This window comes from Streptomyces sp. NPDC056373, from assembly GCF_042262425.1.
GTDB lineage: Bacteria > Actinomycetota > Actinomycetes > Streptomycetales > Streptomycetaceae > Streptomyces.
Map to the genome: position 1 here is coordinate 134,349 of NZ_JBHJPX010000006.1, position 24,049 is coordinate 158,397.

Consider the following 24,049-nt stretch of genomic DNA (forward strand, 5'->3'; position numbering starts at 1 on the left):
TTTCATGGCGACGGTCGACCGATGGTCCATCCGTCCGGTGAGTGTCCTCGGCGCCTCGGGAACCCGATGCCTGCTCGGCTTCGTGGGCTTCATGTACTACGCGAGCCAGTACGCCGACCGCCAGTATCTGTTCGGCCCGGACGGGGTCCTGCCGCACCGTGATTTCACCGAGCAGATCGCCGGCACATTCAATCTTTACGCGTGGAGCGACTCGTCCGCCTGGTCCGAAATCCTATTCCACGCGGGAGCGTTGGCCGCCTTGGCGGTGATGCTCGGTATCGGCGGTCGGGCCGGCTTGGCGGTGCACTGGGCGCTGCTGTGGTCGGTCTATCAGCGTCACCCCGCCCTGCTGGACGGCGGCGACAATCTCGCCTACGTAGTGATTCCGATGCTGCTGTTGACGCGTTGCTACGACCGTTTCAGCCTCTCCGTGGGACTGGTGGACCGGCTGAAGACCCGCCTGCCGGGTGCGGTCCGGGCGGTGTCGACGCCCCTCCATAATCTCGGCGTCCTGGCCATCGCCGCACAGATAAGCCTGGTCTACGTCGTCAGCGGGCTGTACAAGGTGATGGGGGACGTATGGCAGGACGGCACAGCGCTCTTCTACATCATGCGGGTGCCTGAATTCGAGCTGCCTGGCGTTTCCAGCCTCGTGTACGGAAACGACTGGCTTGTCTACCTGGGCACATACGCGACGGTTCTGTTCATGGTCTACTTCCCGCTCGGAATCCTCGTCCCGGTGCTGCGGCCCTGGACTGCTGTGATGTCCATCGGCTTCCACATCTCGATCGCCGTGTTCATGGGGTTGACCGGGTTCGCTTTGACAATGGTCGCCTGCGACCTCGTCTTCCTGTCCGCCTTCCTGGATCGTGCCCTGTCCTGGGTCCAACTCGTGCGCCGACGTGCGACACATCAATGGCGCGCCACGCGTGCCGGAGTGACCGCAGCCGATACAGCCGTGCTGCCGGCGCCCGAGGCGGAAGGAGTGCCCCGATGAAGGTCGCCACCTGCGTCCTGGCGAGTGAGGGCATCCGATCGCACACCACACCGGGGCACGATCCGGACGTGTTCGCGGAGATGGGCTCCCTGACCAAGGTGGTGACCGGCACCATCCTCACTCAACTCGCCAAAGCCGGCGCGCTCAACGTGCACGATCCGCTCAGCACCTGGTTGCCGACCGCCGCCGACACCAAGATCACGCTCGATCATCTGGCACGCCACACCTCTGGCCTGCCGCGCCTGCCACCCGATATCCGCTTCAGAGACCCCTACCGGTCCTTCGGCGACGACACACTGCAAGCCCTCCTGCCGAACCTGGACGCCCTCGTCACCCGCCCGCCAGGGGAGGAAGAGGAGTACTCCAACCTCGGCTACGCCATTCTCGGCGCCGCTCTGGTGGCCGCAGCCGGCCGCTCCTATGAGGAACTCGTTGACGAGTACGTCTTGGCACCGCTCGGCATGGAGGCCTCAGCGATGACACCCCGGCCACCTGAGCACAGGTCAGTACGGCGCGGGCTCCTACGCCGCCCAGTCAAACCCTGGACGCTCGACGGTGCGATCCTGCCCGCCGCCGGCCTCTGGGCTACCCCGCGCACCATGGCCGCACTGCTCAGGTTGGTCACCGACCGGACCCTCGGCGATCCGGCGCCGACGTGGCGGCACTCCGGGCCGTTGACGTGGCACAACGGCGCCACTCGCGCCTCGTCAGTCTTCGCCGGGGCGTTACCTGACGGACGCTGGCTCCTCATGCACCGCCTCCACGGTTCCCCGTCCAAGACCGACGAGGCTGCGATCGCATGGTTCAAGACTGAAGGACACCAGGAGGAACGATGACCGATACGCGGCTCCCAGTTCTCCTCTACGACGGAGACTGCGGGTTCTGCACCCGCACTATCACCACTCTTCTCGCCTCGCCCCGCCGACCGGTGAACGTGCGGACGTGGCAGGAGAGCGACCTCGAAGATTTGGGCACGGACCGATCGCGAGCCATGCGGGAGATGCTGTGGGTGCACCGCGACGGACGAGTGACGGGCGGTTCTATGGCCTTCGCGGACCTGTTTCGCCATCTCGGCGGCCCGTGGCGCGTAACTGACCTGCTGCTGCGAACTCCGCCCACGAGGTGGCTTGCAGCTGGCGCATACCGGCTCATTGCCAAGAACCGGCACCGCATGCCCGGCGGGACCGCAGCCTGTGCAGTGCCACGACGGTGAGGCCGCTGGCGGGCCGCTGACTCGGGCGCTGCGAGCCCTCCGGGGCGGAGTCAGTGCTCAGTGAATCCGCCCCAGCAACTCCTTGGGCCTCACTCGGTGCCGGACAACGCTGTCTGGGTGTCCGGAAACATGAGCCTGGCCCCTGCGCTGACAGCTCCCAGGGACCCCAGAGCGAGGCCGTAACGCAGCCACCTCATGCCACCTTCCCAATCATGGGGGGCCCCGAAGACCACCCATGACGCGATGGCAATGCCGGCCGACATGGTCGCAACGCCGACGACACGACTTAATGCAGGACTCATGCCCCCATGATCTCCTGGGCGCCTTGAGTGACCCAAATGCCCGGAGGGGTGAGGATCAGTTTTCCGCCGCGGACCTCAAGAACTCGGACCAGGCACCGCCGGTGAACGACAGTCGAGAGCCATCCTTGTTCTTGGAGTCGCGGATGTGGATGGCCGGGGAGTGGGCCGGGGGTATGGCGACCTCGACGCAGTCCGGTCCGTCATTGCTGCTGTAGCTGCTCTTGAACCAGGCGAGTTCAGTGGTCACGTCTCGTCTCCCAGAACTTTCTCAATGAAGGCCAGGGACTCTCGGGGTGAGAGGGCCTGCGCCCGGATCATTCCATAGCGCATGTCGAGGATCCGGGCGTCCCGGGGGTCGCTGATCACGCGGTGGTGCAGCTGGGACTCGCAGTGCCCCAGCGTCTTGCCGTCCTGGAACTTCAGGAGCCGGAACGGGCCTGCCATGCCCGCGTGGTCTTCCCGGTCGACCGGCATGACCTGGATCGACACATGCCGCAACGTGGCGACTTCCAAGAGGTGTTCGAGCTGGTGGCGCAGCACCATTTTGCCGCCGATGGGCCGCCGAAGCGTCGACTCTTCCTGGACAAAGGTGATGAGCGGTCGCGGCAGGCGATCGAAGACGGACTTCCGTGCCATGCGGGCGGCGACATGACGCTCGATCTCGTCCTCCGTGAAGGCGGGACTGCGCATGGCGTACAACGCCTGGGCGTACTCGGGAGTCTGGAGCATCCCGTTGATCTGGTGGGTGTCGTAAGCCCCGAGTTCGAGGGCCTCGTCCTCCAGCTTGGCGAGGTCCCGCACCTTCTTCGGATACCGAGCCCTCTCCACATCCTCCTTCATCGCGGAGATCTTGCCGCCCGCCCCCAGCACCTCGTCCGCCTTGTCGAAGAAGTCCGGCTTGGGGATGCGCCGGGCCCGCTCGACGGACGAGACCATCTCCTCCCCGTACCCGATGGCCGACCCCAGCTCGGCCTGCCTCAGCCCCGCGGCCTCGCGCCACATCTTGATCTGGCGTCCGACCGTCCGCAGCGCGGCCGCCGCTTCCTCGTCCTCCACGCGTTCCCCTCCTGACGTACGAGCCGTACGACCCCGCCACGCGTCCGGACAGTCACGCTCCGTACCGAGGTCGTCGCTGTTCAGAGTAGGGACGGGCGACCACGCTGGGTGACATGAGTCGGAAATCCCTCGCTGAAATCAGCGTCCCCGTGCGCCACTTCACGATCCAGCTGTCCGCCACTCGAAGAGGTGCTCGACTGGCCCGGCTGCTCACCGAACGCCAGCTCGACGAGTGGGGTGAGCCCTACGAGGCCGCCGCGCAGGTGGTGGCGGAGCTGGCGTCCAACGCCGTGCTGCACGGCCATGTCCGGGGCAGGGACTTCCGTCTCGGGCTGAAGCTGCACGCCGACCGCACGCTCCGCGTCGAGGTCACCGACGCGCGGGGCGACCGGATCCCGGACGTCCCGGAACCGGCGGACAAGGACGCGGAGTTCGGGCGGGGCCTGTGGATCGTCGCGGCGTACGCGAGCCGTTGGGGAGTGGAGGAGGCGCCTGCCCACGCCAAGACGGTGTGGGCCGAACTGGGACCGGGATCCAAGGTGACTTGAGGGAGTGGAGACTCGACGGGCCGGATCGCGGGCCGTCATGACCCGGCCGGTCCCGACGTCAAGGACCAAAGAACCGGGGAAAGAACCAACCCCGCCCCCACCGCCCCCGCGACTCACCCCCAGGGGTGAACATCACCAACTCAACTGGCGTGGAGGGCAGTCGATGGTGCAGCGTCAGCGCAGACAACCCCCACAAACGAATACGGCCCCCGCCGGGACTGCCATCCCACTGCGAGGGCCTGATCACCTAGGAAGTCGAGCCTTCCCGATGACTGACCAGCACCCTAGCGCGCCCGCACGCGCGCAGTCCGGCACTTCCGGTGTCCAGCACGTGACGGTACGCCACGAGGACAACTTCACGGTGGTCGGCAACCACCTGGCCCAGCACCCGGACCTGTCACTCACCGCGATCGGCCTGGCCGTCCACATCCAGTCGCTCCCCGCCGGAACCCCGATCGGCATCAAGGCGCTGACGGCCAAGTTCCAGGAGGGCGAGATCCGGATCGCCGCCGCCCTGCGGGAACTGGAGACCCACGGTTACCTCACGCGCGCCAGGGAGCGTCTTCAATCCGGCCGAGTCGTAACCCGCACGGTCTCGTACAACAAGCCCCCGACGACGATCCCCGAGCACCGCCCGGCCTCCCCTCCGCCCCGCCCGGTCTCCCCACCGCCGCGGACAGCCTCCCCTCCGCCCCGGACGGAAGCCCCGGCCCCGAAACCCTGCCGCACCGCCGCCGACCTCCTCACCGGCCTGCGCGCGACCGACTCCCGCCTGCTGCTGAGCGAACGCGACGTACACCGCCTGGCCCCGCAGGTGTCGGCGTGGCTGGAGCGGGGCGTCTCCGTCACGGCGGTGGAACGGACGCTGACGTCGGACCTGCCCCAAGTGCCGATCAAGCACCCGGCGGCCCTCCTCTCGCACCGCCTGACCACCCTCCTCCCACCGCCCCTCCCCGCGGCCCGGCCCCACCCGGCACCCACCCCGCGTCCGGCCCCGCTCCAGACCTGCGACGGCTGCGAACGAGCCTTCCGGTCGGCGCACCCCGGTCGATGCCGAGACTGCCGCCCTGCCGAGCGGGACGCGGCCTAGGCATGCCGGGAACGAGTCGTGCGGCCCGCGCCGTCGCCACGGTGCCCCGGGGCGTTCGCCGGTACCGTACGAGGAGCGAAGCACCAGCACCGGAGGTCACCGTGAGTGCTCGGAGCGAAGGCCCGTACGCACCGCTGATCCCCATGCCTCAGCTGACCCCGGACGCCCTGCGTGATGCCGTCGCCCGGATCGCCCCGAGTCGGCTGCCCGCGCTCACACAGCACCTTTTCGAGGCCACCACCAACGCACAGCAGACCCAGAGTCTCGCCCCCCTGCGCGCCTTCGTGCATTCCTGGGCGGTCTTCGTCGCGATCGAACGGCACCCCGTGCGGACCGAGCGGCTGCGGGAGCTGGAACGGATCGTGGAGGCCGGAGAACAGGACCCTTCTGACGCCGTCGCCGAGATCCGCGCCATCCGCGAGGCCGCAGAGGCAGAGGCAGGGCTGTGACCGACTGGTCCTGGGAGTACAACCCGAGTGCCGAGTACGTGACGGGGGCTGCCGCCCGGAGTCGTGGCGGAGGTCGAGCGACTCGCAGCCGAGTTGGCCGCGCTGGGCCATGACTCGGTGCGTGTCCGTAGGCCGTTCGACCGGGAGGCCGGACTGCGGGAGTTCGACCTGCTGGGCGGGCGCGGCTTCATCAGCTTTCTGGCCCTACCACGCCACGAGTGTGTCTACGTCTGCAATGTGATCTGGTACGGCTGACGTCGACCTATGTTGATCACGACCGCACGATGACGCCGAAGTCCGGCAAGCCCTCGGAGGGTTCTCAGTCAGCCCGACCGAGTTCCTTCTCCAGCAGCGTGGAGGACTTGGGTGTCCCGTTCACGCCGGGATCCTCGCACGTCTGTCCGATACCCTCGGGTGCTCAGGGCTACGGCCCGTGAGCGGCCCGTGAAGGCGGCGTTCCGCCCTCCGAACCCCCCGTCCGCGTTCGATTACAGTGCAGGGCGTCGTACGTGTGGACGGTCCCAGGGAGGTCGAGGTGGGTGCGACTGCCGGCGCCGTCTGGGGCCGTACGGAGCAGCAGGACTTCCGCAGCCGGGTGCGGGGGACCCTGCTCGGCGTGGCCGTGGGAGACGCGCTGGGGACGCCCGTCGACGGGCTGACCCTGCAGGGGATCCGGGAGGCGCACGGGGCGGAGGGCCTGGTGGACCTGGCCCCCGCCTACGGCAGACGCGGTGCCGTCACGCACCTCACCCAGCTCACCCTGTTCTCCGTCGACGGACTGATCCGGGCCCAGGTCAGACGGGACACCGGCGCCTGGCACCCGCCCACCGACCTGCACCGGGCGTATCTGCGCTGGGCCGCCACCCAGCGCGACTGGGGGCCGGACGAGCGCCGCAAGGAAGACGGGTGGCTGGCGCGCGAGGAGTGGCTGTACGCGCGCCGGGACCCGAGCCGCACCCTGCTGCTGGGGCTCGGCGACGAGACCATGGGGACGCCCGAGGCGCCGAAGAACCCCGGTGAGGCAGGGCCCGAGGCCGCCGCCCGGTCGGCGCCCTTCGGGCTGCTCGTGGGCTGGGAGCCGCAGCTGGTCGCCCAGCTCGCCGTCGAGTGCGCCGCGCAGACCCACGGCCATCCCACGGCCTGCCTCGCGGCGGGCGCGTACGCCGTGATCGTCCATGCGCTGGCACTGGGCGAGAGCCTCGACTCGGCCGTGCAGCGGACCCTCGGGCTGCTGGCCGCCTGGCCGGGCCACCAGCCGGTGGCGGACGCGCTGCAGCACGCGCTGGGCGCCGTGCGCCAGGGCATGCCCGGCCCGGAGCGCGTGGCCGAGCTGGGCGGGGCGGGTACGGCCGAGGGGCTCGTCGCCGCCGCCGTGTACTGCGCCCTCGTCGCCGCCGACGTCCGGCACGGGCTGTGTCTCGCCGTCAACCACGACGGCCCGTCCGCCGCCACCGCCGCGCTGACCGGTGGCCTGCTGGGTGCCCTGCACGGCGAGACGGCCCTCCCCCCGGCCTGGCTGGCCGAGCTGGAGGGCCGTCCCACGATGCTGGAGCTGGCCGACGACTTCGCGATGGAGATGACCCAGGGCCCGGCCCTGCACGGCCCGGGCGGCTCGTCCCCCGGCTGGCTCGCCCGCTATCCGAGAGCCTGAGCGGTCAGTCCTTGCCGGTGCGCACCACCTCGTCCGCCGGACCGGCCGGGGTCGGAACCGTGGCCGATACCGCCCCGTCCCCGTCCGTGTTGATCTTCTCGATGAGTGCCAGCCGCTCCGGTGTGTCCTCCGGCCGGATGAAGCCGACGACGATGTAGAGGACCAGGGACACCGCCAGCGGGATCGACACCTGGTACTGGAGCGGCACGCCGCCCTCGACGTTCCAGTGGATCGGGTAGTTCACCAGCCAGAACGCCAGCAGGCCCATCGACCAGCTGATGAGGGCCGCCGTGGGGCCGGACCGGCGGAACGCGCGCAGCAGGCCCAGCATCATCGGGATCGCCATCGGGCCCATCAGACCGGCCACCCACTTGATGACCACCGTGATGATGTCCTTGAACGCGGGGGAGTTGACCTGCGTCGCAGCCGCCATGGACAGACCGAGGAAGACGACCGTGGCGATACGGGCGACCCGCAGGCCCTGGCTCTGGTTCCAGGACCGGGCCCGCGCCCAGATCACCGGCGCGCAGTCCCGGGTGAACACGGCCGCGATGGCGTTGGCGTCGGAGGAGCACATGGCCATGGTGTGCGAGAAGAAGCCGACGATGACCAGCCCCAGCAGACCGTGCGGCAGGAGCTGTTCGGTCATCAGGGCGTAGGAGTCCGAGCCGTCCTGCTTCTGCGACTCGACCAGCAGCGGCGACATCCACATGGGGAAGAACAGGACGAGAGGCCAGACCAGCCAGAGGATCGCCGAGAGCCGGGCGGAGCGCTCGGCCTCCTTGGCGTTCGGCGTGGCCATGTAGCGCTGCGCCTGGTTGAGCATGCCGCCGTTGTACTCGAAGAGCTTGATGAAGAGGAACGCGAGCAGGAACACCGTGCCGTACGGCCCGACCAGCGGTTTCCCGTGGCCCTGGAGCTCCGGCGAGTCCCAGACCCCGAAGAAGCCGCCGTGGTCGTCGAGTCGTACGAAGACCGCCACGAACATCGCGACGCCGGCCAGCAACTGGATGATGAACTGGCCGAGTTCGGTCAGCGCGTCCGCCCAGAGGCCGCCGATCGTGCAGTAGACGGCCGTGATGGCGCCGGTGATGAGGATGCCCTGGTTGAGGGAGATGCCGGTGAAGACGGACAGCAGCGTGGCGATCGCCGCCCACTTCGCGCCCACGTCCACGATCTTCAGCAGCATGCCCGACCAGGCCAGCGCCTGCTGCGTCTTCAGGTCGTAGCGGTTCTTCAGGTACTCCAGCGGGGAGGCCACATGGAGGCGTGAGCGTAAGCGGTTGATGCGCGGGGCGAACAGCTTCGAGCCGATGGCGATACCGAGGGCGATGGGGAAGGACCAGGTGACGAAGGACGTGACGCCGTAGGTGTAGGCGATGCCCGCGTACCCGGTGAACATCACCGCGCTGTAGCCCGACATGTGGTGCGAGATGCCGGAGAGCCACCACGGCATCTTGCCGCCGGCGGTGAAGAAGTCGCTGACGTCGTCGACGCGTTTGTGCGACCAGACGCCGATCGCGACCATCACGGCGAAGTAGCCGATGAGCACGGCCCAGTCGAGACCGTTCATGTGCGCCCTCCCAGGGATCAGCCCGGCGCTCATCGTGGGCGCTACCGCGTGAACACGACAAGTGATCGTCAGGTCAAAGGGAGGCAAAAAAGTTCTGTGTGCTGGTTGTAGTTCAGAGACATGAACTCAACGCATCAGCTCCCCGGCGTTGACCAGCAGCGACTGCCCGGTGATCGCCCGCGCCCTGTCCGACGCCAGGAACGCCACCGCGTCGGCCACATCCGCGTCCGTGGCCAGATCCGGCAGCGCCATCCGCCCGGTCAGCCGCTCCAGCACCACCGCCTCCGGCACGCCCTCCGACCGGGCCGCGAACTGCACGTACGCCTGCACCGGCGGCCCCCACATCCAGCCCGGCAGCACGGTGTTGACCCGGATCCGGTGCGGCCCGAGCTCACGCGCGAGCGAGTACATCGCACTCGTCAGCGCCCCCTTCGACGCCGCGTAGGCCGCCTGCCGCACCTGCGAGGGGGCGGCCACCGCCGACTGCGTCCCGACGAACACCACGGCCCCGCCGCCCTGCCAGAGCGACGGCAGGCAGGCCCGCGTCATCCGCAGGGTGCCCAGCAGGTTCACGTCCAGCACCGACCGCCAGGACTCGAAGTCCGCGTCCTCCAGTCCGCCGAAGTAGCTGTCGAGCGCGGCCACGTTGACGACCGCGTCGATCCCGCCGAACCGCTCCCGCGCCAGCCGGGCCAGCGCCTCGCACTGCGCCTCGTCGGAGATGTCCGTGGCCCGGTACGCGGTGCACGCCCCGCCGGGGTCGATCTCGGCGGCCGTCTTCGCCAGGCTCGCCTCCGTGCGGGCCCCGAGCACGGCCCGCCCGCCGTCCCGCACGACCGCCGCCGCGACCTGCCGTCCGAGCCCGGCCCCGACCCCCGACACCACGACCGTCTTCCCCGCGAGCAGTGACATGGCAGGACCTCCCCGGACCGGAACCCTGGCGCTCTATCTGACGGAGCGTCAGAGTATGGGTCAGTCACCGACGAAGGGGAAGGGCATGAGCGAGGACACCCGCAGCGAGCTGTACGCCGAACTGGCCGCCGTCGGCCCCTACGGCACCCACCCCGGGCACGCCCTCATCACCATGGTCGAGCCGCACCCGGGCCACGAGTACGCCTACAACCGCTGGTACGAGGACGACCACTACTACGCCGGCGCGATGGCCATGCCCTGGATGCAGGCGGGCCGCCGCTGGGTGGCGACCCGGGACCTCCAGCTCCTGCGCTACCCCGGGAAGTCGGCGATCGCCCAGCCGGTCACCGCCGGCTGCTACCTCTCCACGTACTGGATCACCGCCGGCCGCTACGACGACCACATGCGCTGGACGGTCGCCGTCAACAAGCGCCTCAACCGGGACGCCCGCGTCTACCACGACCGCACGCACGTCCTCACGGCGTTCCAGGACCACGAGGCGACGGTGTACCGCGACGGAGCGGCCGGCCCCCGCGACGTCCACGCCCTCGACCACCCCTACGCGGGCCTGGTCCTCCAGGTCGTCGAGGCGGACACCCCCGAGCAACGCGTCCCGCTCCTGCGGTGGCTGCGCACCCGCCACCTCCCCAGGCGCCTGGCGGGCTCCCCGGCCGCACTGGTCACGGCCTTCCGCCCGACACCCCTCCCCGGCGACCGCATGACCTACGTCAAACAGGTCGAGGGCGTCGACACCCGCCTGACGCTCCTGTGGTTCCTCCAGACCGACCCGAGACAGTGCTGGGACCCCTTCTTCACCGGCCTCGACGCGGCGGTGGCGGAATCGGGCCTGGGCAGGGTGGAACTGGTGGCGCCGTTCGTGCCGACGGTGCCGGGCACGGACCAGTACGTGGACCGGCTGCGCTGAGACTCAGCGCAGCTCCTCCGGGCACGGCGTGCCCCGCGGAAGCTGGTACGGCGCCGCCAGGCGGTACGTCCCGGCCTTCGGCGCCAGCAGCTCCGTCCACTTGTCGCCCTGCGCGTCCTCCTCCGTCTCCGCCAGGCAGCCGTTGACGTTCACGTACGTCTTCGGCTCGTCGTCGGGACGGTTCCGGGACTCCTCGGTCTCCTGGGGCGGCTTCAGGCTCTTGCCCTGGGCGTCGACGACGCTCAGCCACGGCGAGTACGGAATGCGCACCAGGATCCGGCCCGCCTTCTTCACCTGGAGGATCATCTCGCCCTGCTCGGCCCGGTCGACCACCGCGTTCGGCTCGGCCAGCGGGGTCGGCGCGCTCACCTGGAACAGCTGCCAGGTGTCGTTGCCCCAGATCTGCGTCAGATACGGCAGCCCCCGCTGCACCAGCGCCCGCTCCCGCTGCCCCCCGTCACCGTCCGGCTCGCCCTTCGGCAGCACGACGTAGTGCACCGCCCAGCGCTTGAGCCACTCGTGGTAGTTCGCCGAGTTGAGCGTGTCGTCGTAGAAGAGGGGATTGCGCTCCATGTCGGCCTGGCGGTTCCAGCCGCGGGCCAGGTTGACGTACGGGGCGAGCGCGGAGGCCTCGCGGTGGGAGCGGGCGGGAACGACCTCGACCCGGCCCTTCTCGGCACCGACCTGCTGCAACTCGTTGACGAGCGGCGCCAGCTCACGCGACCAGGACGCCGCCGGGGCCGTGTGCACGATGTCGTCGACCGTCTTGAAGCCGATCCACACCCCGAAACCGCACAGCGCCACGACGGCCGCGTACCACCGGCGGCTGCGCGGCACCGTGAACGGCAGCGCGGCGACCAGCGCGACCCCGGCGAACAGCATCGCCAGCCGCGTGATGTTCGACCCGATCTGGGAGCTGATCAGCCACACCAGCACGACCCCGAGGCCGTACACCGCGGCCGTGAGCCGGACCGTCTTCCACTCCTGCGGCACCAGCACATAGGCGAGGACCGAGAACGCGAGCGGCAGCAGCACCGAGCCGATCACCATCGGCTGCGTGCCCGAGAACGGGAACAGCCACGCCGACACCGCCACCACCGCGGTCGGCGCCAGGCCCAGCGCCCACGCGCCCGGCCGCCGCTTCTGCAGGAACAGCGCCACCGCCACCAGGCCCAGGAACAGGCCCGCGACCGGCGAGGCCATGGTGGCCAGCGCGGCCAGCGGAGCCGCGCTCAGCGCCTTCGCCCAGCGCTTGTAGCGCCACCGGTAGGGCCAGCAGAACACGACGGCGACCGCGCCCAGCGCGAACATCATGCCGAGACCGAACGTCACCCGCCCCGACACCGCGTTGCAGAACAGGCCGAACACGCCCGCCATCGACGCCCACAGGGGGTTGAGCACGGAGCGGCTGCGCAGCAGGAGCAGGGTCAGCAGGCCCGCCGAGACCGTCCCCGCGATCATCATCGTCGTCCGCACGCCGAGCACCGACATCAGATACGGCGACACCACGCTGTACGACACCGGGTGCATCCCGCCGTACCAGGCGAGGTTGTACGCCGAGTCCGGGTGCCGGCCGACGAACTCGGCCCACGCGTCCTGCGCGGCCAGATCGCCGCCGCTGTTCGCGAACGTGAAGAACCAGAGAATGTGCAGGGCCGCGGCCAGACCCGTGACGGACAGGACCGGGTGCCGCAGCATGCGCTCGCGCAGGGCCAGTACGGGGGCGGGCCACTCGAACCCGGCCCCGCGCTCCGCGGACGGGCCGGCTTCGGCCGGACCGCGTTCGGCCGGACCGCGTTCGGCCGGGCCGGGTTCGGCCGGGCTGCGTTCGGACGGGCCGGCGTCGAGGGAGCCGCCTTCGGACGAGTCGGCTCCGGACGGACCGGCTGCGGACGGACCGGTTGCGGGTGAACCGCCCTCGGGCGCGCCGGTGTCCTGCGCGATTACGTTACGCACCGCGGCGTTCGACGAGCTGTCTTCCCGTGCTTCGGGCAGGCGTATTCGCGGGCCTGGTACCGAGCCCGGTTCGGCGTCGTCTGCGCGTGTCGGCTCCGCAGTGGCCACTCGAAGGCACTCCCCGTGTCCCGTCTTCTGTTCTCGGCTTCCGCCGCCGCGCCGCCGCGAGCGGCGACCTGTCCCGGTTCGGGACGCTAGCACGCACCCCGCCGGGCGGCGCCCGGACGGGCCGTTACCGGCGGGGTGCGGTGGTGCGGGTCGTGCCCCGGGTCAGCCGATGCGCGTGAGCTTGGCCCCGAAGCCCGGCTCGACCAGATCCTTCTGGAGGGCGACCGGGACCTTCACCGCGCTGGTCGTACCGTCACCGACGGTGAGCGTGCCCACCTTCGTGCCGGCCTTGGCCGTGTGCGGCAGGTCGTCCCCGGCGAACGTCAGCTTGACCGACAGGCCCGCCCAGCCGACGGCCGTGACGTCCTCGGTGACGGCGACCGGCGTGCGGCCGCCGAGACCGTCGTCGGCGTACCCGACGACGTCGCCCTTCTTCAGGATCGTCGCCGACTCCAGCGCGCCCTGCGCCGCCCGGATCAGCTTGTCGCCCTCGTACAGGGCGGCGCCCAGGATCGTGTTGTCCGGGCCGCCGGCGGGCTGGCGCACGACCGCGCCGATGACGCGGTGGGTCTCGCCGTCGACGTCCTTCTTGGCCGCGAAGACGAGGTTGCCGAGCGCCGAGGTGGTGGTGCCGGTCTTGATGCCGGTGACGTTGTTGGAGCCGACCAGGCGGTTCCAGTTGTCGTGCTTGGTGCCCTTGTAGTCGACGTACGACATCATCGCCGCGACCTCACGGAACGCGGGCTGCTCCATGGCGGCCCGGGCGAGCTTCACCTGGTCCACGGCCGTGGAGACGGTCGTGTTGTTCAGGCCCGACGGGTCGGTGTACGTCGTGTTCTTCATGCCGAGGTCCTTGGCGGCGTCGTTCATCTTCTGCACGAACGCCTTCTCGGACCCCGCGTCCCAGCGGGCGAGCAGTCGCGCGATGTTGTTCGCGGACGCGATCAGGATGCTCTCCAGGGCCTCCCGCTCGGTGATCTTGTCGCCCTTGGTGACGTCGACGGTGGACTCCTGGCCGGCGTCGGACTGGTCCTGGGCGGTCTGGTCGATGTCGATCTTCGGGCCGTCCTCACCGCTCTTGAGCGGGTGCTCGCGCAGGATGAGGTAGGCGGTCATGACCTTGGCGACACTCGCGATCGGGACGGGCTTCTGCTCGCCGGAGGACCCGAACGTGCCGATGCCCTGGACGTCCAGCGCGGCCTGGCCGTCGGCGGGCCAGGGGATGTCGACCTTGCCGCCCTCGAAGGTGTAGCTGTCCTTGGCGGTGAGTTCCAGGGTGGGCGTGGGGAGCGGGCGCACGCTCTGCACGACCGCGAAGACGACCACCAGCAGCAGCACCAGCGGCGTCCAGATCTTCACCCGCCGGGCCGCCGTGCGGAGCGGGGTGTCCGGGGGCGGCGGGGTGTTCGTCAGCTCGGCCAGCAGGTCGAGCGGCGGCCTGGGCGGCAGCGGCTGCTGCGTGGTCCGCTCGGGGCCGACGGTGGGGACGGGCGCGGTGGCCTCCGGCGGGGCGGGCGGCTTCCTGGTCGCCGGGTCGTCCAGGTGCTTGAGCGCGACGAACTTACTGGTCCGCTCGGCGTCCCGCTCCGGATCGGCCTTCTCCGGAGCGCCCTTCTCCGGGGCATCCGTCTTCGCGCCGTCCGTCTTCGAGGCGGCCGGCTTCGGACCGTCCGTCTTCGCGCCGTCCGTCTTCGGAGCGGCCGACTTCGGCAGGTCCGACTTCGGGAGGTCCTTGGCCGCGCCCCCGAGCTTCAGCATGGTGGTGGGCTGATCGACCGGGGGCCGCAGGGCCTTGAAGACGGCGGTGGGCTGGTCGACGGGAGGCTCGGCGGGAGCGTCACCGTCGTCGCCCGCGGCGTCGGCGTCACCGGCCTTCGCGGTCCCGTCCGTGCCGGGCTTGTTCGTGGCGGCACCGGCAGGCTTGTCCGCGGCACCAGCGGTTTCGCCGGCCTTCGCGGTCTCCTTCGTGCCGGGCTTGTCGGCGGGGGCACCGGCGGGCTTGTCGGCGGTGCCGTCGGCTTCGTCGGCCTTCGCGGTCTCCTTCGTGCCGGGCTTGTCGGCGGGGGCACCGGCGGGCTTGGCGGCGGTGCCGGCGGTTTCGTCGGCCTTCGCGGTCTCCTTCGTGCCGGGCTTGTCGGCGGGGGCACCGGCGGGCTTGGCCGCGGCACCGTCGGCTTCGTCGGCCTTCGCGGTCTTGCCGGTGGACCGGGGGGCCCTGCCCGTGCCGGACTTGCCCTTGGCGGTGCTGTCGGCCGGGGTGTCGTCCTCGGCGGCGTCGGTCTTGGCGGTGGCCTTCGTCGCGGCGTCGGCAGCCTCGGAACCGGCTTCCGGCGCGGCCTCGGCGGCGGCGGACACACGCGGGTCCGCGGGCGCGCGGCCCTTGTCGTCGGCCCTCTCGGCAGCGCTGTCGTCGGCTTCGTCGGCCCCGGGCGCGGTCTTGTCGCTCACTGCGGCGCCGGTGGCCTTCGGGTCCTTGCCCGTGCCGGACTCGCCCTCGGCGGTGCCGTCGTCCTCGGCGTCGTCCTCGGTGTCGGCTGCCGGCGCTGCCGGCGCCGTCTCCGCGTCGCCGGCCCGCTCGTCCCGCTTCGCCTCCGTGTCCGCGGCGTCCCCGCCGTCCGCCGTGGCGGAACGGTCCGCCTCGGCGTCGTCGGCATCGGCGCGGTCCGTCTCGGAGCCCTCGGAAGCCGCTCCTGCCGCTGCCCCGTCGCTCTCGTCGTCCGCGTCCGCGTCCGGTCCCGGGTCCTTGACCCCGCCCTGCCCGTCCCGGGCGTCCGCGTCGGCCTTCCCGGCCTTCTCGGCGCGCTCGGCTTCAGGAGCCTCCTTGTCGGCCTCGGCGGCAGCCTCCTGCTCGCCGTCCGCCGACGCGACCCACGCGGCCACCGCGTCCCGCAGCCGCCCGTCACCGCCCTCGCCGTCGGAGGACCCACTGCCCCCGGCCCCCTCGGCGGAGCCGGAAGCGCCCCGCCCGGCGTCGGCCGCCGCGTCCTCGGTGCCCGAGTCGCTCACGGCCCCCTCCGCGTCCGCGGCACCCTCGGCGCCCGCGTCCGGGTCGCTCTCGGGCCGCTCGGAGTCCTTCGGCTCCTGAGCCGTCCGCGTGGACAGCACGCGGGTCGCCGTGTCGGCGCCCCCTCGTGCCGAGGACTTCTCCGCGTCCCGGGCCACCGCGAGCCGCGGGTCGGCGGCTTCGCTCCTGGCCTCCGGAACCGGACTCGCGCTCCCCGACGTCCTTCGTGCCGACGACTCGCGCTGCTTCGACCTGTCGGGGGACTCGCCCGCCACCGATGCCTCCTCCTCGCGCCGCTGCTCCCCGCGTGCGCGTACCGAACCGTGAACCGCCGCCCGTGACACCGCTCCGGCGCTGTCCGAACCATGTACCAGTGTCCTGTGCGCGGGCCAAACCCATCCGGTAGACGAGAACGACATACCTACTGGTTCCACTACGAACCGGTCACGCACCCTCGACAGACCAATGTGAGAGGGGTCACCCTGTCTTTCATCCACGCGGGGAGGCATGGATGGGCAGGAGCCGCAGAACACTTCCGGAGGAGCTTCTGTTGCTGGCGCTGGACCCGACCACGGGTACCACCGCACAGCCGCAGTCGCTCGACCTCGGTCTGGCCGGAGCACAGCTAGTAGAGCTGGCGCTGGCCGGACGGATAGCCCCAGACGGGGATCGTATCGCCGTGGTGGCACCACGGCCGACTGGAGACCCAACGTTGGACTGCGCGTTGGAGTTGCTGCGAAGGCGTGGCGCTCCCGTGCGGGCAGTGAACTGGATTGGCGGGCCGCGACTGGGGCTGCGCCAGACCTACCTCTCGCATCTGGAGCGGTGCGGCATGGTGCATGCCGTGGCCGGCCAGATGTGCGGAGTGCTGCCGACGACTCGCTACCAGGCGACGGACACCGAGATCAGCCGGGAGATCAGGTCCCGTCTGGACTCCGCGATCCGCACCGGCGTACCGCCGGACCCGCGGACCGCGGCACTCGCCGCCCTCGCTCACGCGGTCGGCCTCGGCAAGCACCTGTACCCGGGCAACGAGGGACGTTCCTCGCGCTCGCGGCTCAGGGACCTGATCCGGCACGACCCCATGGGCGGTCTCGTCGCGCACGCGGTGATGGACGTCCAGAACGGCGTCGCGGCCCAGCCGCGCCGCAACCCGGCCCCGCCCGGCCGTCAGGCCGCCGGCGGAACCAGGCCCGCATCGGAACCCGCTCGCGGCGTTCCGATGCAACCGCGCCACGGAACCATGGCGCGCGCGGTGGCCCACTGAGCCGACCGCCGCGCCCGCAACACCTACGACCGGCACGCATCACGGGACCCACGAACCCGGTCACGGGAGCCGCTGTCCGAGCGGGGCGAAGAGAGCGCACACTCTCTTCGCCCCGCTCGGCGTGCCGTGCCCGAACTGGCGTGTACCCGTCGCATATCCACCGTTTCCCAGCGGTAGTAAGCACCTTGGTGGCAGTCTGCTCAGCAGCAGACACGCAAAGTAGAGGCACGCAGCCGGAGGTGCACGTCCCGTGGCGTCCAATGTCAATCCCACCGTCAGGCGGCGCCGGCTGGGCCAGGAGCTCCGCAGGCTCCGTGAGCTCAAGGGCATGACGGCCGAAGAGGTGGCCGAGCGGCTGCTGGTGTCGCAGTCGAAGATCAGTCGGCTGGAGAACGGCCGGCGCAGCATCAGCCAGCGCGACGTCCGCGACCTGTGCGGGGTCTACGAGGTCGAGGACCAGCGCATCGTCGACTCGCTGATGCAGATGGCCAAGGACTCCCGGCAGCAGGGCTGGTGGCACGCCTTCGGGGACATCCCCTACAGCGTCTACATCGGCCTGGAGACGGACGCCGAGTCGCTGCGGGTCTACGAACCCCAGATCATCACCGGCCTGTTGCAGACCCGTGCGTACGCCGAGGCCATCATCCGGGGCGGTTCGCCCGAGGCGTCGGAGGCGGACAACGACAAGCGCGTCGAGGTGCGGCTGCGCCGGCAGGGGCGGATCACCGCCGACACCGAACCGCTGCGGCTGTGGGTGGTGCTGGACGAGGCGTCCCTGCACCGGATCGTCGGCAGCCGGCCGGTGATGCGCGAACAGCTGGAGCACCTCGTCGAGATGTCCCAGCTGCCCCACATCACCGTGCAGGTCCTGCCCTTCGAGGTCGGCGCGCACGCCGGCATCAACGGCCAGTACTCGATCCTGGAGTTCGCCGACGCGGCCGACTCGAGCGTCGTCTACATCGAGGGCGTCACCAGCGACCTGTACCTGGAGAAGCCGCTCGACGTGCAGAAGTACACGGTGATGTACGAGCACCTGCGCGCCCAGTCGCTGAACGTGGACCAGTCCCGGCAGCTCATCGAGCGCGTGGCGAAGGAGTACGCGCGCTGAGACAGAGCCGGAGGATGACCTTCCGCCGGGCAGGGCGCGGGATGCTACACCCCTGACAGGTCTGACTGGAAGACTCCCCTGGAATATGCCATCCGGTCGAGTGAATGGCTGCGCCGAACGAGGAGGGTGGCGAGTAGCGTCGATCACGCCAACCACCAGCACGGGTTGGCGTAAACGCAACTCGCAACGGAGCGAACATGGCAATTCGTCTGGGCGCCACGGAGACGTGGACGACCTCCTCCTACACCAACAACAACGGCGCCTGCGTGATGGTCAGGTCGACCGTCGACGCTGCCCTGGAGCTCGGTGACACCAAGGTCCCCGAGGGCCCCAAACTCGCGTTTCCCGCCGACGCGTGGAACGCCTTCGTGGACTCGGTCAAGGCCTGACCCCCGCGATCGACAGCACCACAAGCACCACCGACAGAGCCCTCTCGACCAGCATCGCCGTCCTAGCCGAGAGGGCTCCGCTCGTGCCCGGAGATCTCCGAGGGAGATCAGCTCACCGGGAACGCCACGTCACACACCGGGTCCCCGGATCCCGACGCCTCCCAGTCCGCGAAGTACAGCTCCCGGCAGGGGCCGGTCACCGTCAGCCCCCGCGCCGCCACCCACTCCTCCACCGCCTCGAACGCGGCCAGGATCTGCGGGTACGCCACCTGCGCCTTGGTGATCCTGGTGTACGCCAGCCGCCGGGCCGGCTCCACCCGCACCGCCGTCTCCCACGCCCGGCCCCGCCCCTCCGCCCAGGCCCTGGCAGCCGCCTCGTCGGCCACCGGCACACACGCCTCGGCCGGACCGTCGCTCTCCATCGAGACCTCGGCGTGGTAGGCGACGTACGGCACCCCGGCCACGCCCCCGCACTCCCGGGCCGCCTCCTCCAGCCGGCCCAGCGACGCCCCGATCCACGTCGGCAGCTCGTCCGCCAGCGTGTGCCGCTTCTCGGAGATCACCACCTGGGCGGGCACCTCCACCGTCTCGACCGTGAACTTCCCGTACATCTCGGAGCTCCTCCCCGACAGTCGTCCACGGAGGTACTCGGCGAGCGTCCGCTGCCCCGCCACCCGCGCCTCGACGTCCGCCCAGTAGGCACCGAGCAGCCCGGCCGCCGCGGGCCCGTCGCCCGCCCCGACCACCTCGGCGATCCGGGCGAGCGGCATGTCCAGCTGCCGCAGCATCGCCACGAGCCGGGCCCGTTCGACCTGGCCGGCGCGGTAGTAGCGGTAGCCGGTCGCCTCGTCGACATGCGCCGGGGCCAGCAGGCCCAGCCGGTCGTACAACCGCAGGGCCTTCGGAGACAGGCGGGCACGCGCGGCGAACGCCCCGATGGTGAGCAGCTCCAGGTGCGCTTCCGGTCCGTCCACCACGGCATCCTCCGTCACCGGGCGGCTCTTCCGCCCGACGACGAGGACACTCGGACTTGCCCCAGGGGCAAGGTCAACGCGCCGCGGGACCGTTTTCAGGCCAGCTGGGCCTCGATCGCCGCCACGACCTCCGCCGAGTCCGGCTCGGTCTGCGGCGAGAAGCGGGCCACGACGCCGCCGTCCCGGCCGATGAGGAACTTCTCGAAGTTCCAGCGGATGTCCCCGCTGTGGCCCTCGGCGTCGGCGAAGCCGGTCAGGCGGTCGTACAGCGGGTGCCGGCCCTCGCCGTTCACCTCGACCTTCTCGGTCAGCGGGAACGTCACGCCGTACGTGGCCGAGCAGAACTCGGCGATCTCGTCGGAGCTGCCGGGCTCCTGCCCGAGGAACTGGTTGCAGGGCACGCCGAGGACGGTGAAGCCGCGTGCCGCGTACTGCTCGTGGAGCTTCTCGAGGCCCGTGTACTGCGGGGTCAGGCCGCACTTGGAGGCGACGTTCACCACGAGCACCGCCTTGCCCGCGTACTGGGACAGGTCGGCGGAACCGCCCTGCAGCGCACCGATCTCGACGTCGAGGGGAGAGGAACCGTTGCTAGTCGTCATGAGCAGACCCTAGCTCCGCTCGGTGCCGGGCCGGCTGCGGGCCTCGGTGGCCTCCACCAGCACCTGCCCCGCCGCCGTCCGCGAGTACAGCACCGACCGGCCCGCCCGCCGCCGCTCCACCAGACCGGCGTCCAGCAGCACCCGCAGGTGCCGCCCGACCGAGCCGAGCCCCTGCCCCGTCACGGCGACCAGCTGGCTGGTGCTCAGCGGCGAGCCGAGCCGGACCAGCACACCGGCGCGGGCGGCGCCGAGCAGCACGCCGAGGCTCGCGGGCACGGGGCTGCCCCCGGGGTCGGCGAGCGCCCCCGCGCACGGGTAGACCAGCGCGTACCGGTCCGACCCCTCCCACGCCACCCAGCCGATGCGCTGCGTCGTGATGGGCACGAACACCAGCTCCGCGCCGGACAGCTCGCGCGGCGGGTACTCGTGGGCGTTGACCTGGAGCCGGTTCTCCCCCAGCCACTGCGTGCCCGGTCGCAGCGTGTCCAGCGCGCTCGCCCAGCCGCCCCGGCTGACCTGCGCGGTCCGCGCGACCACATCGGCCTCCAGGACGCGCCGGCGCTGGGGCCAGTACGGCAGCACCGCTGTCGTCCAGACGTACGTCAGCAGGTCCGCGGCGCGCTCCGGCAGGTCGCCCCGGTGCAGCCGGGCAGGGACCGGGCCGCGCAGCGAGACGGTGAGGTCGGCGCGGGCCGACTCCGGGTCCGCCGCCCGCACCCGCGCCACCCCCTGCTCGAAGGTCTCCCCGTCGCGCGGGGCGGGGGAGAGGAAGTCGGCCGTCCACTCCCGCCCGATCCCGGCACGGATCAGCTGCGCGGTCACCGGGTCCCGTGCGAGGCGCCGCCGGTAGTCCGGCAGATGGGCGTCGAGCCACCGCCGTTCGCCGGGATGCGCCGCCTCGGCCGCGTTCAGCAGGCGCAGACTCGCGAAGGTCTCGGCGAACGGCGAGATCACGAACCGGCTCTCCGCCAGGGTGTCGGCATTGATCTGCCACCAGCCCACAAGCGGCCCCCTCTCCGCGGACAGATCAGCGAGCCCCCGCTCCGCGAGCCCCTTTCGCTGGTCCCCGCTCCGCCAGGTTTCGCGTCTGCGCGAAACAATAACCACGCGGACAGGGGCATCGAAGACTCCGCGTATGCGCAGCTACCGCGATCTGTTCCGCACCCCCGAGTTCAGCCCGTTCTTCCTGGCCGCGTCCGCACAGACGGTCGCCCAGACCATGGGCGGACTCGCCCTGGGCGTCCTGGTGTACCGGGCGACCGAGTCGCCGCTGCTGTCCGCGGTGAGCATGTTCGGCTCGTCGCTGGTACAGGTGCTGGGCGCGGCCCTCCTGCTCTCCGCCGCCGACCGGCTGCCCCCGCGCACGGCCCTGACGGCCCTGCCTCTGCTCTTCGCCGCGGCCACCGCCGCCCTGGCACTGCCCGGCCTGCCCGTCTGGACGGTCTTCGCGATCGTCTTCGCCAAGGGCCTGGTGGAGTCCGTGGGCGGGGGAGTGCGCTGGGGCCTGCTCAACGAGATCCTCTCCAAGGACGGCTATCTGCTCGGCCGCTCGGTGTTCAACATGATGAGCGGCCTGATGCAGATCGCCGGTTACGCCACCGGCGGCGCCCTCGTGGCCCTGCTGTCCCCCCGGCTGTCCCTGCTGGCGGCGGCCGCCCTGTACCTCCTGGCGGCCGTCGTCGTCCGCCTCGGCCTCACCCGCCGCCCGCCCCGCACGACGGGCCGCCCCTCGGTCTCGGCGACCTGGCGGGCCAACGCCCTGCTCTGGTCCTCCCCGCCCCGCCGCCAGGTCTATCTGGCCCTGTGGATCCCCAACGGCCTGGTCGTCGGCTGCGAATCCCTCTACGTCTCCTACGCCCCCGACTCCGCCGGCACCCTCTTCGCCTGCGCCGCGCTCGGCATGCTCGCCGGGGACGTGCTGGTCGGCCGCGTGCTCCCAGCGCGCCTTCGCCGCCGCCTGGGCTTCCCGCTCCTGCTGCTCCTGGCCGTCCCGTACGTGCCGTTCCTCCTGCACCCGGCGCCGCCGCTCGCGGCGGCCGCGGTCACGCTGGCCTCCGTGGGGTTCGGCGCGAGCCTCGTGCAGCAGGAGCGACTGGTGGCCCTCACTCCCGACGCGCTCACCGGGCACGCCCTGGGGCTGCACTCGGCGGGGATGCTCACGATGCAGGGGGTGGCGGCGGCGCTCGCCGGGTCCGTGGCCCAACTGGCCTCCCCGGCAACGGCGATGACGGTGATGGCCGTGGGATCGGCGGGGGTGACGTTGTCGCTGATGAGCACGGGGAGGCGGGTTGAGCCCGGGGCGGTGGAGGTTTGCCGTCCGACCGGTGACGGGATCCGCTAGTCGACGCAGGGGGCCTGCTGCGTGACGCCCGGGACCAGCTCGGGCCGACCGCCGTCGGGGACCGGCTCGGGGTGGTCGCCGTCGGGGATCGGCTCGGGACGGCCGCCGTCGGGGATCGGCCGGTCGACACCAGGGACCCGCTCGGGCTGGTCGACGCCGGGACTCGGCTGCGGATGGCCGCCGTCGGGGACGGGCTCGGGGCGTCCCGTGACCTTCGTGACCTCCGCGAACACCTCGGGGACTTCGTTGTCCGCCACGACCCGTGACAGCAGGACGGCCAGCCGGTCCCGCTCGACGCGGCTCAGCCCGGACGGCAGGGCCTCCACCCGACGGCAGGTCTCGGCGTGGAACTTCCGGGCGAGCGCGGTGCCTTCGTCCGTCAGCCCCACCCGCACGGCCCGTCCGTCGCGCGGGTCGGCCTCCCGCCGTACCAGCCCTCGCCGTACCGTCCGGTCCACCAGCCCGGTCAGACTCGACTTCGCCAGCCCGAGCGTCTCGCCCAACTCGCTCATCCCGTACGGCCGGTCCAGCAGCACGCAGAGCAACTGCCCTTGCTGCGGCGTCAGTCCGTAGGCCCGGCCGGCCTCCGCGTACACACCGTCGACCAGGAACGCCGTGCGCACCAGCGCGGCGACGAACCCCACCTGCCCGGCTGCCCCGTTCCCCATCGGGTCAGGGTACCGACCGGTAGGTCACCGTGCGGGGCTGCGGGTCACTCCTCGTCCGGGGCCTCGCCCTCGATGAGGCGTTCGGCGATGTCGTCGGCCCACTCCTGAGCCCAGAGGCGCAGCCCGGCGACCGAGGCGGCGTCGACGCCGTGGGCGGTGAAGGCCCGGTCGTCGAGCCAGTCCGTGCCGGTCAGCCGGGCCTGGAGGTCGGTGAGGTCGAACGTGTCGGGAGCGTGGCGGCGGCCCAGCTCCTCGAGTTCGGGGTGGCTCCAGCGGGCCGAGGCGGCGTGCACGTCGACGAGGTCGCGCGCGAGTCCCCGGTCGGCCAGGTCCCGCACGCGGGTGCCGACGAGGTCGTCGAGGGCGAGCGCCGGCCCGAGCTCCGTCGCCACGGGTGGGCGCCACAGCACCTCCTTGCGCAGGGTGACCTCGCACTCCGCGCCGCTCGGCGCGTCGGTCACGAGGAACTGCGCGGACAGCGGCCCGGCCTCCAGGGTCTGCACGAGCCGGCCGCGTCCGACCAGCCCGGTCCGCACGGCGTCCGCGACGGCCTCCGTCGCCGCCGGATCCCCGGTGGCCACGTCCAGGTCCCACCCGGCCCGCTCCACCAGCCCGTGCGCCAGCACCGCGTAGCTCCCGGCGAGCAGGAGGGAGTATCCCTCCCCCACGGCCAGCAGATCACCGAGCAGCCGACCGACAGGCTCGGGAACGGGCAGAGAGGCGGCCATGCCCTGATTATCGCGTGACCGAACAACCCCCCTGAGACAACCGACCCGGACGAGTGACACCCCAGACCACGTGCCCCTCCCCGGGCCCGCGTCGACGCTCCGGGACGGGCCCCACCCCAGGGGCGCGGGGAACTGCGCGCCCGGCCCCCACGGCGCGGCACCCGAAGACGACGGGCCCCGAGCCGTTGGAT

The 24,049-nt window shown here is 71.3% G+C and carries 23 protein-coding genes and 1 pseudogene; 13 read left to right on the top strand and 11 right to left on the bottom strand.

The genetic code is table 11. The features are described 5' to 3' along the window. Window positions 1-4: 4 nt before the first annotated feature. Genes ACFCXS_RS14230 through ACFCXS_RS14240 form a run of 3 tightly spaced genes read left to right on the top strand, consistent with a single transcriptional unit; the run spans window position 5 to window position 2,210 of the window. Window positions 5-997 carry an HTTM domain-containing protein gene (locus tag ACFCXS_RS14230; protein ID WP_376643527.1) on the top strand — a complete coding sequence of 331 codons (993 nt, stop codon included), beginning with the start codon at window positions 5-7 and terminating at the stop codon, window positions 995-997. After that, complete coding sequence (locus ACFCXS_RS14235) at window positions 994-1,833, top strand: serine hydrolase domain-containing protein (protein ID WP_356525230.1); 840 nt, start codon at window positions 994-996, stop codon at window positions 1,831-1,833. Before ACFCXS_RS14230 ends, ACFCXS_RS14235 begins: the two co-directional genes overlap by 4 nt. Continuing rightward, a complete protein-coding gene (locus tag ACFCXS_RS14240; protein WP_376643528.1) occupies window positions 1,830-2,210 on the top strand; it encodes a thiol-disulfide oxidoreductase DCC family protein in 381 nt (126 codons plus the stop codon). Before ACFCXS_RS14235 ends, ACFCXS_RS14240 begins: the two co-directional genes overlap by 4 nt. A gap of 357 nt (window positions 2,211-2,567) precedes the next feature. Here ACFCXS_RS14240 and ACFCXS_RS14245 read toward each other — a convergent pair whose 3' ends face one another. Beyond that, window positions 2,568-2,759 (bottom strand): DUF397 domain-containing protein, encoded by a 192-nt coding sequence (locus ACFCXS_RS14245; RefSeq protein ID WP_376643529.1) that lies wholly within the window; start codon window positions 2,757-2,759, stop codon window positions 2,568-2,570. After that, window positions 2,756-3,568 carry a helix-turn-helix transcriptional regulator gene (locus ACFCXS_RS14250; RefSeq protein ID WP_376643530.1) on the bottom strand — a complete coding sequence of 271 codons (813 nt, stop codon included), beginning with the start codon at window positions 3,566-3,568 and terminating at the stop codon, window positions 2,756-2,758. Before ACFCXS_RS14250 ends, ACFCXS_RS14245 begins: the two co-directional genes overlap by 4 nt. Before the next feature lie 113 nt (window positions 3,569-3,681). Between ACFCXS_RS14250 and ACFCXS_RS14255 the strand changes: the two genes are divergently transcribed. From ACFCXS_RS14255 to ACFCXS_RS14275, 5 genes are all read left to right on the top strand, one after another. Further along, on the top strand, window positions 3,682-4,116 hold the full coding sequence (locus tag ACFCXS_RS14255; RefSeq protein WP_376643531.1) for an ATP-binding protein: 435 nt from the start codon (window positions 3,682-3,684) through the stop codon (window positions 4,114-4,116). A gap of 268 nt (window positions 4,117-4,384) precedes the next feature. Further along, window positions 4,385-5,206 carry a helix-turn-helix domain-containing protein gene (locus ACFCXS_RS14260; protein ID WP_376643532.1) on the top strand — a complete coding sequence of 274 codons (822 nt, stop codon included), beginning with the start codon at window positions 4,385-4,387 and terminating at the stop codon, window positions 5,204-5,206. 101 nt (window positions 5,207-5,307) lie between these two features. Beyond that, window positions 5,308-5,655, top strand: a complete 348-nt coding sequence (locus tag ACFCXS_RS14265) for a DUF6247 family protein (RefSeq protein WP_376643533.1) — start codon at window positions 5,308-5,310, stop codon at window positions 5,653-5,655. A 117-nt stretch (window positions 5,656-5,772) separates the two neighbouring features. Beyond that, window positions 5,773-5,910, top strand: a complete 138-nt coding sequence (locus tag ACFCXS_RS14270; RefSeq protein ID WP_376643534.1) for a hypothetical protein — start codon at window positions 5,773-5,775, stop codon at window positions 5,908-5,910. Between the two features lie 280 nt (window positions 5,911-6,190). After that, window positions 6,191-7,306, top strand: coding sequence for an ADP-ribosylglycohydrolase family protein (locus ACFCXS_RS14275; RefSeq protein ID WP_376643535.1), 1,116 nt, complete (start codon window positions 6,191-6,193; stop codon window positions 7,304-7,306). A 4-nt stretch (window positions 7,307-7,310) separates the two neighbouring features. On the opposite strand, the gene ACFCXS_RS14280 is transcribed toward ACFCXS_RS14275, so the two are convergent. Beyond that, on the bottom strand, window positions 7,311-8,879 hold the full coding sequence (locus ACFCXS_RS14280; RefSeq protein ID WP_376643536.1) for a sodium:solute symporter family protein: 1,569 nt from the start codon (window positions 8,877-8,879) through the stop codon (window positions 7,311-7,313). A 126-nt stretch (window positions 8,880-9,005) separates the two neighbouring features. Then, the gene (locus ACFCXS_RS14285; RefSeq protein WP_376643537.1) at window positions 9,006-9,791 is read right to left on the bottom strand and encodes an SDR family oxidoreductase; all 786 of its coding nucleotides are present in this window, start codon (window positions 9,789-9,791) and stop codon (window positions 9,006-9,008) included. An 85-nt stretch (window positions 9,792-9,876) separates the two neighbouring features. Here ACFCXS_RS14285 and ACFCXS_RS14290 point away from each other — a divergent pair, with 85 nt between their 5' ends. After that, window positions 9,877-10,716 (top strand): hypothetical protein, encoded by an 840-nt coding sequence (locus ACFCXS_RS14290; RefSeq protein WP_376643538.1) that lies wholly within the window; start codon window positions 9,877-9,879, stop codon window positions 10,714-10,716. A gap of 3 nt (window positions 10,717-10,719) precedes the next feature. Here the strand turns inward: ACFCXS_RS14290 and ACFCXS_RS14295 are convergent, their stop codons facing one another. Both ACFCXS_RS14295 and ACFCXS_RS14300 read right to left on the bottom strand, forming a co-directional pair. After that, window positions 10,720-12,780 (bottom strand): MFS transporter, encoded by a 2,061-nt coding sequence (locus ACFCXS_RS14295; protein ID WP_376643539.1) that lies wholly within the window; start codon window positions 12,778-12,780, stop codon window positions 10,720-10,722. A 162-nt stretch (window positions 12,781-12,942) separates the two neighbouring features. Next, window positions 12,943-16,059, bottom strand: coding sequence for a D-alanyl-D-alanine carboxypeptidase (locus ACFCXS_RS14300; RefSeq protein WP_376643540.1), 3,117 nt, complete (start codon window positions 16,057-16,059; stop codon window positions 12,943-12,945). A 236-nt stretch (window positions 16,060-16,295) separates the two neighbouring features. On the opposite strand from ACFCXS_RS14300, the gene ACFCXS_RS14305 reads away from it, so the two are divergent. The 3 genes from ACFCXS_RS14305 to ACFCXS_RS14315 all read left to right on the top strand — a co-directional run bounded on the left by ACFCXS_RS14305 (window position 16,296) and on the right by ACFCXS_RS14315 (window position 18,548). Then, the gene (locus ACFCXS_RS14305; protein ID WP_376643541.1) at window positions 16,296-17,051 is read left to right on the top strand and encodes a GPP34 family phosphoprotein; all 756 of its coding nucleotides are present in this window, start codon (window positions 16,296-16,298) and stop codon (window positions 17,049-17,051) included. Window positions 17,052-17,301: 250 nt separating this feature from the next. Then, window positions 17,302-18,159, top strand: coding sequence for a helix-turn-helix transcriptional regulator (locus tag ACFCXS_RS14310; protein WP_358952697.1), 858 nt, complete (start codon window positions 17,302-17,304; stop codon window positions 18,157-18,159). 197 nt (window positions 18,160-18,356) lie between these two features. Continuing rightward, complete coding sequence (locus tag ACFCXS_RS14315) at window positions 18,357-18,548, top strand: DUF397 domain-containing protein (RefSeq protein ID WP_376643542.1); 192 nt, start codon at window positions 18,357-18,359, stop codon at window positions 18,546-18,548. 107 nt (window positions 18,549-18,655) lie between these two features. Here ACFCXS_RS14315 and ACFCXS_RS14320 read toward each other — a convergent pair whose 3' ends face one another. The 3 genes from ACFCXS_RS14320 to ACFCXS_RS14330 form a co-directional block, all read right to left on the bottom strand. Then, the gene (locus ACFCXS_RS14320) at window positions 18,656-19,540 is read right to left on the bottom strand and encodes a MerR family transcriptional regulator (RefSeq protein ID WP_376643543.1); all 885 of its coding nucleotides are present in this window, start codon (window positions 19,538-19,540) and stop codon (window positions 18,656-18,658) included. Between the two features lie 77 nt (window positions 19,541-19,617). Next, the gene (locus ACFCXS_RS14325; RefSeq protein ID WP_376643544.1) at window positions 19,618-20,121 is read right to left on the bottom strand and encodes a glutathione peroxidase; all 504 of its coding nucleotides are present in this window, start codon (window positions 20,119-20,121) and stop codon (window positions 19,618-19,620) included. Window positions 20,122-20,130: 9 nt separating this feature from the next. Then, a complete protein-coding gene (locus ACFCXS_RS14330) occupies window positions 20,131-21,123 on the bottom strand; it encodes an ArsR family transcriptional regulator (protein WP_376643545.1) in 993 nt (330 codons plus the stop codon). Window positions 21,124-21,256: 133 nt separating this feature from the next. On the opposite strand from ACFCXS_RS14330, the gene ACFCXS_RS14335 reads away from it, so the two are divergent. Then, window positions 21,257-22,462, top strand: coding sequence for an MFS transporter (locus tag ACFCXS_RS14335; protein WP_376643546.1), 1,206 nt, complete (start codon window positions 21,257-21,259; stop codon window positions 22,460-22,462). Between the two features lie 218 nt (window positions 22,463-22,680). Here the strand turns inward: ACFCXS_RS14335 and ACFCXS_RS14340 are convergent. Both ACFCXS_RS14340 and ACFCXS_RS14345 read right to left on the bottom strand, forming a co-directional pair. Next, window positions 22,681-23,130 (bottom strand): annotated as a pseudogene (locus ACFCXS_RS14340) (MarR family winged helix-turn-helix transcriptional regulator); the annotation flags it as partial. A 44-nt stretch (window positions 23,131-23,174) separates the two neighbouring features. Further along, the gene (locus ACFCXS_RS14345) at window positions 23,175-23,858 is read right to left on the bottom strand and encodes a hypothetical protein (RefSeq protein ID WP_376643547.1); all 684 of its coding nucleotides are present in this window, start codon (window positions 23,856-23,858) and stop codon (window positions 23,175-23,177) included. Window positions 23,859-24,049: the final 191 nt, after the last annotated feature.

Excerpts from the sequence above, each read along its gene's own strand:
- ACFCXS_RS14230 (WP_376643527.1), top strand. The coding sequence starts at position 5 with ATGGCGACGGTCGACCGATGGTCCATCCGTCCGGTGAGTGTCCTCGGC.
- ACFCXS_RS14235 (WP_356525230.1), top strand. The coding sequence starts at position 994 with ATGAAGGTCGCCACCTGCGTCCTGGCGAGTGAGGGCATCCGATCGCAC.
- ACFCXS_RS14240 (WP_376643528.1), top strand. The coding sequence starts at position 1,830 with ATGACCGATACGCGGCTCCCAGTTCTCCTCTACGACGGAGACTGCGGG.
- ACFCXS_RS14255 (WP_376643531.1), top strand. The coding sequence starts at position 3,682 with ATGAGTCGGAAATCCCTCGCTGAAATCAGCGTCCCCGTGCGCCACTTC.
- ACFCXS_RS14260 (WP_376643532.1), top strand. The coding sequence starts at position 4,385 with ATGACTGACCAGCACCCTAGCGCGCCCGCACGCGCGCAGTCCGGCACT.
- ACFCXS_RS14280 (WP_376643536.1), bottom strand. The coding sequence starts at position 8,879 with ATGAACGGTCTCGACTGGGCCGTGCTCATCGGCTACTTCGCCGTGATG.
- ACFCXS_RS14285 (WP_376643537.1), bottom strand. The coding sequence starts at position 9,791 with ATGTCACTGCTCGCGGGGAAGACGGTCGTGGTGTCGGGGGTCGGGGCC.
- ACFCXS_RS14290 (WP_376643538.1), top strand. The coding sequence starts at position 9,877 with ATGAGCGAGGACACCCGCAGCGAGCTGTACGCCGAACTGGCCGCCGTC.
- ACFCXS_RS14305 (WP_376643541.1), top strand. The coding sequence starts at position 16,296 with ATGGGCAGGAGCCGCAGAACACTTCCGGAGGAGCTTCTGTTGCTGGCG.
- ACFCXS_RS14315 (WP_376643542.1), top strand. The coding sequence starts at position 18,357 with ATGGCAATTCGTCTGGGCGCCACGGAGACGTGGACGACCTCCTCCTAC.
- ACFCXS_RS14325 (WP_376643544.1), bottom strand. The coding sequence starts at position 20,121 with ATGACGACTAGCAACGGTTCCTCTCCCCTCGACGTCGAGATCGGTGCG.
- ACFCXS_RS14335 (WP_376643546.1), top strand. The coding sequence starts at position 21,257 with ATGCGCAGCTACCGCGATCTGTTCCGCACCCCCGAGTTCAGCCCGTTC.
- ACFCXS_RS14345 (WP_376643547.1), bottom strand. The coding sequence starts at position 23,858 with ATGGCCGCCTCTCTGCCCGTTCCCGAGCCTGTCGGTCGGCTGCTCGGT.